General features: G+C 60.4%; 15 protein-coding genes. 6 read left to right on the forward strand and 9 right to left on the reverse strand.

Translation table 11 applies throughout. From position 1 onward, the window contains the following. Window positions 1-2: 2 nt before the first annotated feature. Window positions 3-452: a redox-sensitive transcriptional activator SoxR gene (gene soxR, locus ACIP8I_RS18240; RefSeq protein WP_367085225.1), complete on the reverse strand. Its 450-nt coding sequence runs from the start codon at window positions 450-452 to the stop codon at window positions 3-5. A gap of 95 nt (window positions 453-547) precedes the next feature. On the opposite strand from soxR, the gene ACIP8I_RS18245 reads away from it, so the two are divergent. Next, entirely contained in the window at window positions 548-913 is a 366-nt protein-coding gene (locus ACIP8I_RS18245; protein ID WP_400762841.1) for an antibiotic biosynthesis monooxygenase, read from the forward strand. Here the strand turns inward: ACIP8I_RS18245 and ACIP8I_RS18250 are convergent. From ACIP8I_RS18250 to msuE, 4 genes are all read right to left on the reverse strand, one after another. Then, entirely contained in the window at window positions 910-2013 is a 1104-nt protein-coding gene (locus ACIP8I_RS18250) for a sigma-54-dependent Fis family transcriptional regulator (RefSeq protein WP_003226649.1), read from the reverse strand. The genes ACIP8I_RS18245 and ACIP8I_RS18250 overlap by 4 nt on opposite strands. A 24-nt stretch (window positions 2014-2037) precedes the next feature. Further along, entirely contained in the window at window positions 2038-3225 is a 1188-nt protein-coding gene (locus ACIP8I_RS18255; RefSeq protein WP_400762843.1) for an acyl-CoA dehydrogenase family protein, read from the reverse strand. 128 nt (window positions 3226-3353) lie between these two features. Then, window positions 3354-4493, reverse strand: coding sequence for an FMNH2-dependent alkanesulfonate monooxygenase (gene ssuD / locus ACIP8I_RS18260; RefSeq protein ID WP_367085221.1), 1140 nt, complete (start codon window positions 4491-4493; stop codon window positions 3354-3356). Window positions 4494-4503: 10 nt separating this feature from the next. Further along, complete coding sequence (msuE, locus tag ACIP8I_RS18265; RefSeq protein ID WP_047599911.1) at window positions 4504-5067, reverse strand: FMN reductase; 564 nt, start codon at window positions 5065-5067, stop codon at window positions 4504-4506. Window positions 5068-5459: 392 nt separating this feature from the next. Here msuE and ACIP8I_RS18270 point away from each other — a divergent pair, with 392 nt between their 5' ends. The 4 genes from ACIP8I_RS18270 (at window position 5460) to ACIP8I_RS18285 (ending at window position 9670) form a co-directional block, all read left to right on the forward strand. Further along, complete coding sequence (locus ACIP8I_RS18270; protein WP_333989066.1) at window positions 5460-5717, forward strand: hypothetical protein; 258 nt, start codon at window positions 5460-5462, stop codon at window positions 5715-5717. 101 nt (window positions 5718-5818) lie between these two features. Beyond that, a complete protein-coding gene (locus ACIP8I_RS18275; RefSeq protein ID WP_367085220.1) occupies window positions 5819-6433 on the forward strand; it encodes a LysE family translocator in 615 nt (204 codons plus the stop codon). A 205-nt stretch (window positions 6434-6638) separates the two neighbouring features. Then, a complete protein-coding gene (locus tag ACIP8I_RS18280; RefSeq protein ID WP_400762846.1) occupies window positions 6639-7805 on the forward strand; it encodes an aminotransferase class V-fold PLP-dependent enzyme in 1167 nt (388 codons plus the stop codon). A gap of 56 nt (window positions 7806-7861) precedes the next feature. After that, a complete protein-coding gene (locus tag ACIP8I_RS18285) occupies window positions 7862-9670 on the forward strand; it encodes an aminopeptidase P family protein (RefSeq protein WP_400762848.1) in 1809 nt (602 codons plus the stop codon). 47 nt (window positions 9671-9717) lie between these two features. Here the strand turns inward: ACIP8I_RS18285 and ACIP8I_RS18290 are convergent, their stop codons facing one another. Beyond that, entirely contained in the window at window positions 9718-10314 is a 597-nt protein-coding gene (locus ACIP8I_RS18290; RefSeq protein ID WP_400762850.1) for a 2-hydroxychromene-2-carboxylate isomerase, read from the reverse strand. Window positions 10315-10354: 40 nt separating this feature from the next. Then, window positions 10355-11083, reverse strand: a complete 729-nt coding sequence (locus ACIP8I_RS18295) for an SDR family oxidoreductase (protein WP_400762852.1) — start codon at window positions 11081-11083, stop codon at window positions 10355-10357. A gap of 92 nt (window positions 11084-11175) precedes the next feature. Here ACIP8I_RS18295 and ACIP8I_RS18300 point away from each other — a divergent pair, with 92 nt between their 5' ends. Continuing rightward, window positions 11176-11754 (forward strand): TetR/AcrR family transcriptional regulator, encoded by a 579-nt coding sequence (locus tag ACIP8I_RS18300; protein WP_400762854.1) that lies wholly within the window; start codon window positions 11176-11178, stop codon window positions 11752-11754. Window position 11755: 1 nt separating this feature from the next. Here ACIP8I_RS18300 and ACIP8I_RS18305 read toward each other — a convergent pair whose 3' ends face one another. Further along, on the reverse strand, window positions 11756-12037 hold the full coding sequence (locus ACIP8I_RS18305; protein ID WP_007965435.1) for a hypothetical protein: 282 nt from the start codon (window positions 12035-12037) through the stop codon (window positions 11756-11758). 169 nt (window positions 12038-12206) lie between these two features. Further along, window positions 12207-13094 carry a threonine/homoserine exporter RhtA gene (rhtA, locus tag ACIP8I_RS18310; RefSeq protein WP_367085214.1) on the reverse strand — a complete coding sequence of 296 codons (888 nt, stop codon included), beginning with the start codon at window positions 13092-13094 and terminating at the stop codon, window positions 12207-12209. Between the last annotated feature and the right edge of the window lie 292 nt (window positions 13095-13386).

Below are 13386 nucleotides of genomic sequence, written 5' to 3' on the forward strand. Positions count from 1 at the left end.
AGTCAGCCGAGGAAATGCGCCCCCGGCCCCTGCTCACCGAGCACATCGCCCTGGTTGCGCAGCGGGCAGGCTTCCATCGACAGACACCCACAACCGATGCAACCGGTGAGCCGGTCGCGCAACAGGGTCAATTGGTTGATCCGCTCATCCAGCTCCCGTCGCCACTGCTCGGACAGGATTTTCCAGTCTGCCGCTGTCGGCGCGCGGTCGTCCGGGAGGGTTTTCAGCGCCTCACCGATTTCCGCCAGCGGAATGCCCAGACGCTGCGCGACCTTGATCAACGCCACACGGCGCAAGACCGCCCGTGGGTAACGGCGCTGATTGCCGGCATTGCGCTGGCTGGTGATCAGGCCTTTCGATTCATAAAAGTGCAGGGCAGTGACCGCCACACCGCTGCGCGCGGCGACTTCACCGACGGTGAGCTGTTTGTGCAGGTTTTCCGGGGTGATCATTTTGCAAAAGGGCTCTTGACCTTGACTTAACTAGAGGTTTTACCCTGCAGGCCTTCGAGTCGCAAGACTCGGCTTACGATGAGTGGGGACTTCTCATGCAAACCTCAGCGAAAAATCGCAGCTTTACCCAATTGATCGAATTTGAGATCGAACCACGCCAGCAACCGGCATTGGTTTCGGCGCTGGCGCAGCAGAGCGAACATCTGGCGCAGCGCTATGCAGGTTTTGTCAGCGCCAGCGTCCAGGTCAGCGACGACGGTCGGCGGGTGCTGAGCTTGCTGCAGTGGCAGAGCCGCGAGGCCGGGGAGGCGGCGTTCGGTCGCTATGAAAGCGGCGAGCAGGATTTCTGGCAACTGATCCGCGCCCATCAGGCGAAAACCGTGACCTTCAATTCATTCCAGGTGTTGAGCAGCATCGCCCGCAGTCATGACGATGCGCTGCACTGCAGCCTGGTCGGCTAGATCGACAACTGGATCAGGCGTTCACCGTGCAGGTTCTCCGTGAGTCGCCGCTTGTTCACCGCCAGTTCGCCGATCTTGATCAGCCGCGTGCGCGTGACGTTGCGGCTCAGACCGAGCAGCGCGGCGGTATGCACCTGGTTGTAATGGCAGAAGCGATAAGCGGCGCGCAGCAGGGCGTCTTCGACTTTTTCGTGAAGGGCGCCGGCCTGTTGTTCGAAGAGCTTTTGAAAGGCCCGCTCCAGCAAAGCTTCCGGTGAATCGTCGGCGTTCGACTGCTGATCGTCCGGGCGCTCGATGCGCAGGTTCGACAGGCGCAAATCGTCGCGCTCGATCACGCCGTTGCGGCAGATCAACAGGGTGTGATGGATGACGTTTTCCAGTTCGCGAATATTGCCCGGCCAACTGTAGCTGCGCAGTTTCTGTTCGGCGCCGGGGCTGATGCTGACCCGTCCGTAACCCAGGCGCTGGCTGTAGGCCTCGATGAAATGCCGGGTCAGCGGCAGGATATCGCCGGGCCGCTCGCGCAGCGGACTGAGTTCCAGATTGACCACGTTCAACCGGTAGAACAGGTCTTCGCGAAAGTTGCCGGCATTGATCGCCTTTTCCAGTTGCACGTTGGTCGCCGCCAGCACCCGCACATCGATGGGAATGCTCTTGCGCGAGCCGAGGCGCACCACTTCGCGCTCCTGCAACACCCGCAGCAACTTGACCTGAATCGCCATCGGCAAATCGCCGATTTCGTCGAGGAACAAGGTGCCGCCGTCCGCCTCTTCGAACCAGCCGGCCTTGGCGCTGAGCGCGCCGGTGAAAGCACCTTTCTCATGGCCGAACAGCTCGGCCTCCACCAGTGATTCGGAGAACGCGCCGCAGTTGACCGCGACAAACGGCCGATGCCGACGGTGGCTCAGGTTGTGGATGTGCCGCGCCACCAGTTCCTTGCCGGTGCCGGTCTCGCCGATGATCAGCACGCTGGCTTCGCTCGGCGCGACTTGTTGCAGATGCGCCAGCAGGGCTTGGGACTTGGGGTCTTCGAAGACCTGCGCGGTGGCGCGGATCGACGTCGCCAGAGCGGGTGAGGGCGGAAGGGTCAGCAGTTGCATGGGCTCGCTCCATTAAAGGCAAGATCAGGAATAGAACGTCGGCACCGGCAGCGCCTGGTTCAGCGCCCAGTCGCCCAGCTCGTGGAGTTTGTAATCGAGCGGGTCGTGCAGGGTTTGCGTGCGCAGGTTGCGCCAGTGTCGGTCGAGACGCAGCGAGGCGTGGGTCGAACGTGCGCCGGTGACTTCGAACAAACGGCTGCAAATCTCCAGCCCCTGACGACTGGCGGCGACCTTGGCGGTGGCAATCGCCGTGGCCAGATGTCCGCGCTCTTCTGCAGTCAGGCTCGGGCCTTTGGCCCAGGCCTCGTCGAGCAGCGCGGCGGCCCGTTCGACCAGCAGGCGGATGCCTTCCAGCGCCACCCAGAATTCACCGTAATGCGCGAGCACGTACGGATCTTCACGCACATTGCGGGCGGTGGATTTGTGCCACAGCCGGGTTTCGCTCAGCGTGTACTGCCGCGCTTCCTCAAACGCACCTTCGGCGATGCCGAGGAACATGTGAGTGAAGGTCAGTTGCGCGATCAGCGGACGCAGGCAAGCGAACGGTGTGCTCAACGGACCGGGGTCAAGCAGCAACTCGGATTCTTCGACCCGCACACGCTCGAACGTGGCGCTGCCGCTGTCGGTCTGGCGCTGGCCGATGTTGTTCCAGTCATCGTGCAGGGTGATGCCGCTGCGACCACTGGGAATCGCCGCGATCAGCAACTTACCGCCGGCACTTTCGTCGACGGCCGAAGCGATCAGCATCTGCGAATCGCTGGCGCCGGAGCAGAAGCTTTTTTTCCCGGAAAACTCGCGCCAACCGCCGAAGTCCTTGACCACGGTGCGGGTGTCGAGCGGGTTGAGCGCGTTGCCCCAGAACCAGTTCTGCCGCGCGGTCTGTTCGAACCACGGCTGCCATTGTTCGGGGCGAGAGAACAGGCGCACGGTGGCGAGCATCAGGTGATGAAAACCGAAAACGTGGGCGATGGAACTGTCGACCTTGGCGAACTCGCGCACGACTTGCAGGGTTTCGCTCCATGTCGCGCCGAGGCCGCCGTAGCGGGTGGGAATGCTCAGGGCCAGCAGGCCGCTGTCGCGCAGGGCATCGCGCTCGGCCTTCGGTGTGCCGCCGCGCTCGTCACGCTCGACAGCGGTCAGGGCGAATTCGGCGGCCAGTTGGCGGGCGGTTTGCAGCGGGGAGAGCAGGGTGCTTTGTGGTTTGGCGGTCACACCAAATCTCCTATGTTCTACAACGTCCGTGTAGGAGCTGCTGCAGGCTGCGATCTTTTGACTTTGATTTTTACAAGCAAGATCAACAGATCGCAGCCTGCGGCAGCTCCTACAGAGTTTGTGTCGGGTCAGGACTTGGTGGGCAACACATCGTTGGCAATCATTTCGCCAAACGGCCCGGTGAGGTTGGTCACGCCGCGTCCAGCCAGGCTTGCGTAGGGTTCCGGGAGCAGCGGAAACACCAGTTCGGCAAAGCGGTAAGCCTCTTCCAGATGCGGATAGCCGGAGAAGATAAAACTCTCGATACCGAGGTCGGCGTACTCCTTGATCCGCGCCGCCACTTGCTGCGGATCGCCCACCAGCGCGGTACCGGCACCGCCGCGTACCAGACCGACGCCGGCCCACAGGTTGGGAGCGATTTCCAGGTTGTCGCGACGCCCGTCATGCAACGCCGCCATGCGCCGCTGGCCTTCGGAGTCGAAGCGCGAGAAGGATTTCTGCGCGGCCTCGATGGTTTCGTCGCTGATGTGTTCGATCAGTTTGTCCGCGGCTTTCCACGCTTCTTCGGCGGTATCGCGGACGATGACGTGCAGGCGAATGCCGAACTTCACCTTGCGTCCATGGCGTGCGGCGCGCTCACGCACATCGGCGAGTTTTTCGGCGACGGCGGCGGGCGGTTCGCCCCAAGTCAGGTACACGTCGACTTGCTCGGCAGCGAGGTCATGCGCGGCGTCGGACGAGCCACCGAAATACAGCGGCGGATACGGTTTCTGCACTGGCGGATAGAGGGCCTTGGCGTTCTGTACTTTCAGGTGCTTGCCTTCGAAATCCACCGATTCGCCCTGCAGCACCCGGCGCCAGATCCTGAGGAATTCGTCGGTGACTTCGTAGCGTTCGCTGTGGCTGAGGAAGCTGCCGTCGCCACGGTTTTCGTCAGGGTCGCCGCCGGTCACCACGTTGATCAGCAGACGGCCGTTGGACAGTCGATCGAGCGTCGCCGCCATACGTGCCGAAACGGTTGGCGAAATGATCCCCGGACGGATCGCCACCAGATAACGCAGGCGTTCGGTCAGCGGCACCAGCGCCGAAGCGATCACCCACGAGTCTTCGCAGGAGCGCCCGGTGGGAATCAGCACGCCGTGGTAGCCGAGGCTGTCGGCGGCTTGCGCCACTTGCTTCAGATAATTCAGGGTGACCGGGCGGGCGCCTTGGGTGGTGCCCAGGTAATGTCCGTCGCCGTGGGTCGGCAGGAACCAGAAAACATCCATGAACAGCTCCTTATGCGATTTTCAGCAACGGTTTGATTTGCGTGCCGAACAGCGGCGCGGCGCGTTCGGCGGCCAGGCGAATCCGCGCTTTCAGCGGTTCGCTGGTGATCTGGTAGTCGGCGAAATCGGCCTCGGTGGCGTAGACCCCGATCGGCAGGGTCACCGCCTGGAAGAAACTGAACAGCGGCCGCAACTGGTGATCGAGCACCAGCGCATGGCGCTCGCTGCCACCGGTGGCGGCGAGCAACACCGGGGTGTCGATCAGCGCGTTGAGGTCGATCAGGTCGAACAGATGCTTGAGCAGGCCCGGGTAGGAACCGCGATACACCGGCGCGGCGACGATCAGCAGATCGGCCTGTTCGATGGCTTGCAGTTCGGCCTCGACCTCGGCGCTCAGCTCCTGACGCGACAGGGCGCCACCCAACGGTCGGGCGATGTCACCGAGTTCGATCAGATGACTCTCGACCGGCAAGTGTCCGGCCAGTTCGGCCAACAGCGCTTGGGTCAGCACCAGCGTGCGCGATGGACGCCAGGTGCCACCGGAGAGGGCGACGACTTTCAGGGGACGCGACATGATGAGTTCCTTTTTATCAACAGTTGCTCAGCGAGCAGTGGGTCAGTGCCAAGGCTTGAGCAAGCGCTGTACCAATTCCTGAGAGGCCCGGTTTACCTGGGCTTGAGCATTGTGCCGTGAGCCGGTGGTGCGGATATCAGGCGGGTTTGTTGATCTGCTGTTGCCTGGGCAACAGTTGCTGGAGCAACAGTTGTTTGCCGTGTGCAGGGATTTATAGCGGCTGCTGGTTATTCCGTAAAAGAACGTTAATCGATATTTATAGATCGTTAGGAGATATAGCGCCGATCAAGCTGAAATCCTGATAGCCACTATTGAGAGCGTTGATTTTTGCCCGGACGGGCGCGGGCGTAGCCTTTGTTCATCGACTACCACCGCCCGCCAGGACGCTCCCCATGAATCGTTTACTGACTGTTTCGTTGCTGCTCGCTGTCTCCGTACTCGCCGGTTGCGCGACCCACGTTTCCCCCGAACAACGGCCGTACACCGCCGAAGAATCCCGCGAACTGGCGATGGAAGCGCTGAACCGCAGCGGCTTGTCTTTCGACGAATATCACGCGAAGAAAGCCGCACTGCTGGGCGAATCGCAATTCGACAAGAAAGCTGAAATGAGCGCCGGGCGTGCAATACAGCTGCACGGTCGTCCAAGTTAATCGAAAACTGTACTGCTCGAATTTTCGCGTAACTGTCCGTGGGTTCGCGGGCCGCCGTGCGATAGGGTCAACACCTGAATGACCCCTGACGGATTGCTCCCATGACCCTCTCGCTTGACCTGCTGTTGGGCTTTGCCCTGTTTGCCCTTGTCACCTCGATTACACCGGGGCCGAACAACACCATGTTGCTGGCGTCGGGCGTGAACTTCGGCTTCAACCGCACCATTCCTCACATGCTCGGCATCACCTGCGGTTTCTTCGTGTTGGTGGTCGCGGTGGGCTTTGGCCTGGGCGCGGTGTTCCAGACTTACCCGATTCTCTACACGGTGTTGCGCTATCTCGGCGCCGCGTATCTTTTGTATCTGGCGTGGAAAATTGCTCATTCGGGCCCGGTGGGCGATGGCGTGGATGGCGAGGCCAAGCCGATCAGTTATCTCGGTGCCGCCGCGTTTCAGTGGGTCAATCCCAAAGCCTGGATCATGGCCATCGGTGCCATCAGCACCTACACGCCGATGCAGGGTTATTTCACCAATGTGGTGGTGATCGCTGCCGTGTTCGCCATCATCAACCTGCCCAGCGTCGGCGTCTGGGCAGCGTGCGGCACGCTGCTGCGTAATGTGCTGAAGGACCCGCGCTGGTTGCGCGTGTTCAACTGGGGCATGGCGGCGCTGTTGGTGATTTCGCTGTACCCGTTACTTCTCGAAAGCTTTCACTGACGCATTGCTTCAATCGCCGGCCCGATGCCTGTTAAGCTCGGCTTCAGGAGCGTTCCTACGCACTTTTAAATGAAGTTGTTCTTCTTTAACGGCATCCGATCAGGTATTGATGACGGTCTCGAACCCAGGCGCAGCTCACAAGGCTGCGCTGTGCCGTTTGCAGACACGAGCCTCCTGATCCCGGAACACGCTCTGCGAGTCTTTTATGAATAAACGTCCGTTGTATTTCGATTACGCCGCCACCACTCCGGTGGACGAGCGGGTCATCCAGGTGATTATCGATTGTCTGGGTTTTCACGGTAACTTCGGCAACCCGGCGTCCAGCTCCCATGCTTTCGGCCAGCAGGCCCGGCACACGGTCGAGCACGCCCGTCGGCAAGTCGCCGAACTGGTCGGTGCGGAGGCCGCGCAGATCGTCTGGACCTCCGGCGCCACCGAGTCCAACAACCTTGCCCTCAAGGGCGTGGCCCAGGCCCGCGGCGTTGCCGGCGGCCACATCATTACCAGTCAGATCGAACACAAAGCCATTCTCGATACCGCCCGGCAATTGCAGGATGCCGGCGTCGCGGTGACCTATCTGGTACCGGACGCCGATGGCCTGATCACCCCGCAGGCGGTCAGCGAAGCCATGCGCGACGACACCTTTCTGGTGTCGCTGATGCTGGTCAACAACGAACTCGGCACCCTCAACGATATCCCGGCCATCGGTGAAGTGGTGCGCGGCCGTGGCGCGCTGTTCCATGTCGATGCCGCGCAGGGTGCGGGCAAAGTGGCGATTGATCTGCAGCAGTGGCCAGTGGACTTGATGTCGTTTTCGGCGCACAAGCTCTACGGCCCCAAGGGGATCGGCGCGTTGTATGTCGGCCCGCGTGCGCAGCAGCGTTTGCAGGCGCAGATTCATGGCGGCGGTCACGAGGGCGGGCTGCGCTCCGGGACTCTGGCGACGCATCAGATCGCCGGCATGGGTGCGGCATTCGCCCTGGCCGCAGCTGAATTCGATGCCGAGAAAAAGTCCATCGTGGCGCTGCGTGAACGGCTGCTCGAACAGTTGCTGAGTCTGCCGGGCGTACGCCTCAACGGCAGCGCCAGCCAGCGCATCGCACACACGTTGAGCCTGACCTTCAGCGAAGGTGAATTCAACAGTGCGGCCTTGAGCCAGTCGATCGCCTTTTCCGCGACCTCGGCCTGCAACTCGGCGAGCAACACGCCTTCTCACGTGTTGCTGGCACTGGGGCACGACGCCCGGCTGGCCGGTCGCACCATTCGCCTGAGCCTCGGCCGGTTCACCACCGCCGACGATGTCGATCAGGCGGCAGCACTGATCAAAGGCGCCTGCGCCAGTGCCCCGGCATTCTGGGCGACAGGGCTTTAACCAGCCGAATTCCACGGCTACGAACAATAACGATGAAGTGATTGGCAGGAGACATGATGAGTACCCAGACTTTGACCGAAGGATCGGTTCCCCAGCGCCTGGCGCACACCCGTGAACTGATGCGCCGCGAAGGCATTCATGCGTTGCTGGTGCCATCGGCCGACCCGCATCTGTCGGAATACCTGCCGGGTTACTGGCAAGGGCGGCAATGGCTGTCGGGCTTTCATGGTTCGGTCGGTACCTTGATTGTCACCGCTGATTTCGCCGGGGTCTGGGCCGACAGTCGCTATTGGGAACAAGCGACCAAGGAACTCAAGGGCAGCGGCATCGAGCTGGTCAAGCTGCAACCGGGGCAGCCGAGCCCGCTGGACTGGCTGGCGGAGCAGACACCGGAAGGTGGTGTGGTGGCGGTCGATGGTGCGGTGATGGCCGTGGCTTCGGCGCGGACGCTGAGCAGCAAGCTTGAGGCTCGCGGCGCGCGTCTGCGCACCGACATCGACCTGTTGAATGAAGTCTGGGCGGACCGCCCGAGCCTGCCGAATGCGCCGATCTATCAGCATCTGCCACCGCAAGCGACGGTCAGCCGTGGCGAGAAACTCTCCAAACTGCGTGAGACCTTGCGCGAGCGCGGTGCCGACTGGCATTTCATCGCTACCCTCGATGACATCGCCTGGCTGTTCAACCTGCGCGGCGGCGACGTATCGTTCAACCCGGTATTTGTTTCTTTTGCGTTGATCAATCAACAGCAAGCAACGTTGTTTGTGGCCTTGAGCAAAGTCGATGCCGAGTTGCGTGCGGTGCTGGAGCAGGACGGCGTGACCCTGCGCGATTACCGCGAAGTGGCCGACGCCCTTCGTGCCGTGCCGAGCGGGGCGAGCCTGCTGGTGGATCCGGCGCGGGTAACCACGGGTTTGCTGGATATCCTCGACAGCGCGGTGAAACTGGTTGAAGGGCTGAACCCGACCACTCTCGCCAAATCGCAGAAGAGCGAGGCCGATGCACAGCACATTCGCAAGGCCATGGAGCAGGATGGTGCGGCCTTGTGCGAATTCTTCGCCTGGCTGGAATCGGCCTGGGGCCGTGAACGTATCACCGAGCTGACCATCGACGAAAAACTCACTGCTGCCCGCGAACGTCGTCCGGATTACGTGTCGCTGAGCTTCAACACCATCGCCGCGTTTAACGCCAATGGCGCGATGCCGCACTATCACGCCACCGAAGAAGAACACGCGGTGATCGAGGGCGACGGCCTGCTGCTGATTGACTCGGGCGGCCAGTACCTGGGCGGCACGACCGACATCACTCGAATGGTGCCGGTGGGTACGCCGACGGCTGAACAGAAGCGTGACTGCACCCGTGTGCTCAAAGGCGTGATTGCCCTGTCGCGGGCGCAGTTTCCCAAAGGCATTCTGTCGCCGCTGCTCGACGCCATTGCCCGTGCACCGATCTGGGCGGAAAGCGTGGATTACGGTCATGGCACCGGTCATGGGGTCGGCTATTTCCTCAACGTCCACGAAGGCCCGCAGGTGATCGCCTATCAGGCCGCACCGGCACCGCAAACGGCGATGCAACCGGGGATGATCACCTCGATCGAACCGGGCACCTATCGTCCGGGTCGCTGGGGCGTGCGCATCGAGAACCTGGCAATGAACCGCGAGGCGGGGAGCAGCGAGTTCGGTGAGTTCCTCAAGTTTGAAACGCTGACCCTGTGCCCGATCGACACGCGCTGCCTGGAGCCGTCCTTGCTGACGCAGGAAGAGAAACAGTGGTTCAACGCCTATCACGCCGAAGTGCGTGAGCGTCTGAGCCCGTTGCTGGAAGGCGCTGCGCTGGAGTGGCTGAACACGCGCACAGCGGCGATCTGAGAGGCTGAAACCCGGGCGCTGCTGGCAGCGTCCGGGTTTTGTTTTTTCTAAGCCTGACGCAGGGCTTCTTCGACGAAATCGAGGCGGTCCTGACCGAAGAACAACTGATTGCCGATAAACATGCTCGGCGCACCAAACACACCGCGTTTAACCGCCGTCTCGGTATTCTCTTTGAGTACAGCCTTGACCGACTCGTCGTTAGTCAGGGCCAAGACTTCATTGGGATCGAATTCGTGTTCGCTCAATACCGCAGCGACAGTTGCCGGCTCATCGAGAGGTCGTCCCTCCACCCACAATGCCTTGAACAGACAATCGATAAATGCGTGAAAGCGTTCCGGCTGGCGCAGTTGGATGCCGGTGACCGCGCGCATCAGCATCAGCGTGTTGATCGGAAAGTGCGGATTGAATTTCAGCGGAACGCCATAGCGCTTGGCGTAGCGATCGAGATCCTGAAACATGTAGCGGCCCTTCGCCGGAATCATTGCCGGTGATGCGTTGCCGGTCGCCTTGAACACGCCGCCCAGCAGCATCGGGATGTAGATCAGCTCGCTTTGAGTTGCGGCACATATTTTCGGTAACTGGGTGTAAGCCAGATAGGTGGCAGGGCTGCCGAGGTCGAAATAGAACTCCACGGTTTTCGTCATCTTCGCTGCGCTCTCTTTATTGTTATGGAGGGGGCGGGGTTTACCAGCGTTCGTTCCATGGGCGCAGATCCAGCTCGAAGGTCCAGGCATCCCGTGGCTGACTGTGCAGATACCAATAGTTTTCGGCGATGTGTTCGGGATTGAGAATACCGTCCTGATCTTTGGTCGCGTACTTCTCGGGGAAACTGTTACGGATAAAGTCGGTATCGATCGCGCCATCGACCACTACATGGGCGACGTGGATGTTCATCGGGCCCAACTCGCGCGCCATGCTTTGTGCCAGTGCACGGATACCGTGTTTGGCGCCGGCAAACGCGGCAAATCCGGAAGCACCGCGCAGCCCGGCGGTGGCGCCAGTGAACAGAATGGTGCCGCGCTGGCGCATGACCATGCGCTTGGCCACTTCGCGGGCATTGAGAAAACCCGAGAAACAGGCCATTTCCCAGATCTTGAAATACTTGCGCGCAGTTTCTTCAAGAATGCTGCAAGGCACGTTGGCGCCGATATTGAAGACAAACGCCTCGATCGGGCCGAGGCGGGTTTCGATCTCTTCAATCAATGCAATGACGTCTTCCTCCTTGCGCGCATCGCAGGCAAAGCCGTGAGCTTCGCCACCCTCGGCCTGAATCGCCTCGACCAGCGGCTGCAATTTGTCGGCACTGCGCCGGGTGACGCAAGCGATAAAACCTTCTCTGGCAAAGCGCTTGGCAATCGCTCCACCGGTGGCATCGCCAGCACCCACCACCAACACGACCTTCTTGTTATTCATGGGTAGATCCCTTTAGTAAACGATCGTTAAGTGAACGAACGTTATGCTAGGATCCGGACAACGTCAAGGCGGTCGATCAAGAGGGTAAGCACATGCGGTATTCCGCCGGTCACAAACTGGAAACCCGAGAAAAATTGCTGAACAGCAGCGCGTTGTCAGCCAAGCGTTCAGGCTTTTCCACAGTTGGTGTTGATGGCTTGATGAAGGCTATCGGCCTGAGTGGCGCGGCGTTCTATAGTCACTTCTCGTCGAAAAACGAGCTGTTCACCGCCATCGTCGAGCGCGAACTGTGTCAGAGCCTTGAGCGACTGGGAGGGCAGGGAGCGCAGGACCGTGAACGGCTGGAACGCTGTCTTAAACAGTACCTGAGCATGGCTCACGTGGAGCAGCCTGAATCGGGCTGTGCTTTGCCGACACTGGGTGCGGAAATCGCCCGTTCAGATGATCAGGTTCGTGAGCAGGCGGAGTTGTGGATTTGTCGGCTGCATACCAGTTGGGCACACATTCTGGAGAGCGACAGCCTGGCGTGGGCCATTCTGTCGCAATGCGTCGGCGCATTGGTGGTGGCGCGGATGCTGGTGACGCCGGACATTCAACGGACGGTATTGAAGTCCAGTCATGCGGAAATCGGGCGTCAGCTGGCTGCTCGACAAGGCGAGCAGCCAGAGTGATTCATTTGCAAATGACGATCATGCTGCGGCTGGTATAACCGGCCGGATTGAGCCCGAATGGGTAGTCGCCGGGCTCTTCCACGGCGTCCCCTGATTTGGCGATAACTTTGTAGCCCTTTGGGGCGCAAGCATTGGCGGCGCTGGTGTAGCACTTGTCCCAAGAGGACGACAGCCCGGAACAGTTGATGTGCAGCCCTTTTTTACCGTGCTTCACTTGAGTCTTGGAGGTGGCTGCGCACCCCGCTACTGCCAATACAGCGATCAGTATCAAAATTCGTTTCATTACCGTCCTTATGGTAGCCACGAGTCTGGCGCTCGGGTCTGCCTGTATTCGCCTGCGCTTTAAGCGGTTTGATATCCCTGTCCGAAAAAATCCATGCCTGGCACTGAGTTAAGGGGCCTAAACATGGCCTAAATGAACGCCAATTGCCAGACCTTCGTCAAATCCTGTTTCAATCTGCCGCAACAACGGGTTTGGCGTTACTGCCCATGGTCATGGTTGCTCCGACAGAGGCCAGAATAATGCACAGGATCGCCATCCATTGTGACAGCGTGAGGTACTCCTGCAGGAACAGCAGCCCGGACAACGCGCCAAAGGCCGGTTCGATACTCATCAAAGTCCCGAAGGTACGGGCTGGTATGCGGGTGAGGGCGACCATCTCCAGCGTGTAGGGTAAAGCGGTTGAGAGGATGGCGACTCCGATGGCCACCGGGATCAGCGACGGGGTGAGTAATGCCGCGCCGGCATGCACGATGCCGATCGGAGCGACAAACAGTGCGGCAATCATCACGCCCAGGGCCGCAGTCGTTACGCCGTTGTCGGCACCGGCTTTTTGGCCAAACAGAATGTACAACGCCCAGCATACGCCGGCACCCAAGGCATAACCGGCACCGACCAGATCAATTCCCGCAGATGTCGCTCCGGTCGGGATCAACAGCAGCAGGCCAACTGCCGCCAAGGCAATCCAGAGAAAGTCGATTGCGCGGCGAGAGGCGTAGATGGCGACGGCCAGCGGGCCCGTGAACTCCAACGCAACTGCAATGCCAAGCGGCACGGTGCGCAATGACATATAGAAGAGGAAGTTCATCCCGCCCAGCGCCATGCCGTAAACGATCACCGTGCGCAGGGACTGAGCGGTCAGCCTGGCGCGCCACGGACGTAGCAGTAACAGCATGATCACGCTGGCGAAGATCAGGCGCAGGGTTGTCGTCCCTTGAGCGCCAACCACCGGGAACATGCTCTTGGCCAGAGAGGCACCAGACTGGATGGATGCCATGGCTATTAACAAAAGGCCAACCGGGAACAGCGTTGAGGCCAGAGAGCGAGGTTGGTCTGTCATTGCGAGGCATCATCCGAAGGTGAGATCAGGGTAATGTTTTACCTATTGGGCAATATACTGCGCATTCGCTGCCGTTGCGTCTATATAGAAGCGGGCTTTTTCGGTGCATTGATAGAAAACTGAAATTAACGGTTGACGGCAGATTCAGGAGGTCTATAATTCGCCCCACTTCCGGCGCAGTCGAAACGGAAAACTCCTTGAGATTCAATGAGTTACGCAGTTTTCGGCAGCGGTTTGCTTCAGTTCATCGAAGCCTGGAAGGGGTTGGAAGGGCGGTGATGTTTGGCTCTTT

It is taken from the genome of Pseudomonas sp. NPDC088414 (assembly GCF_044753325.1).
Classification (GTDB): domain Bacteria; phylum Pseudomonadota; class Gammaproteobacteria; order Pseudomonadales; family Pseudomonadaceae; genus Aquipseudomonas.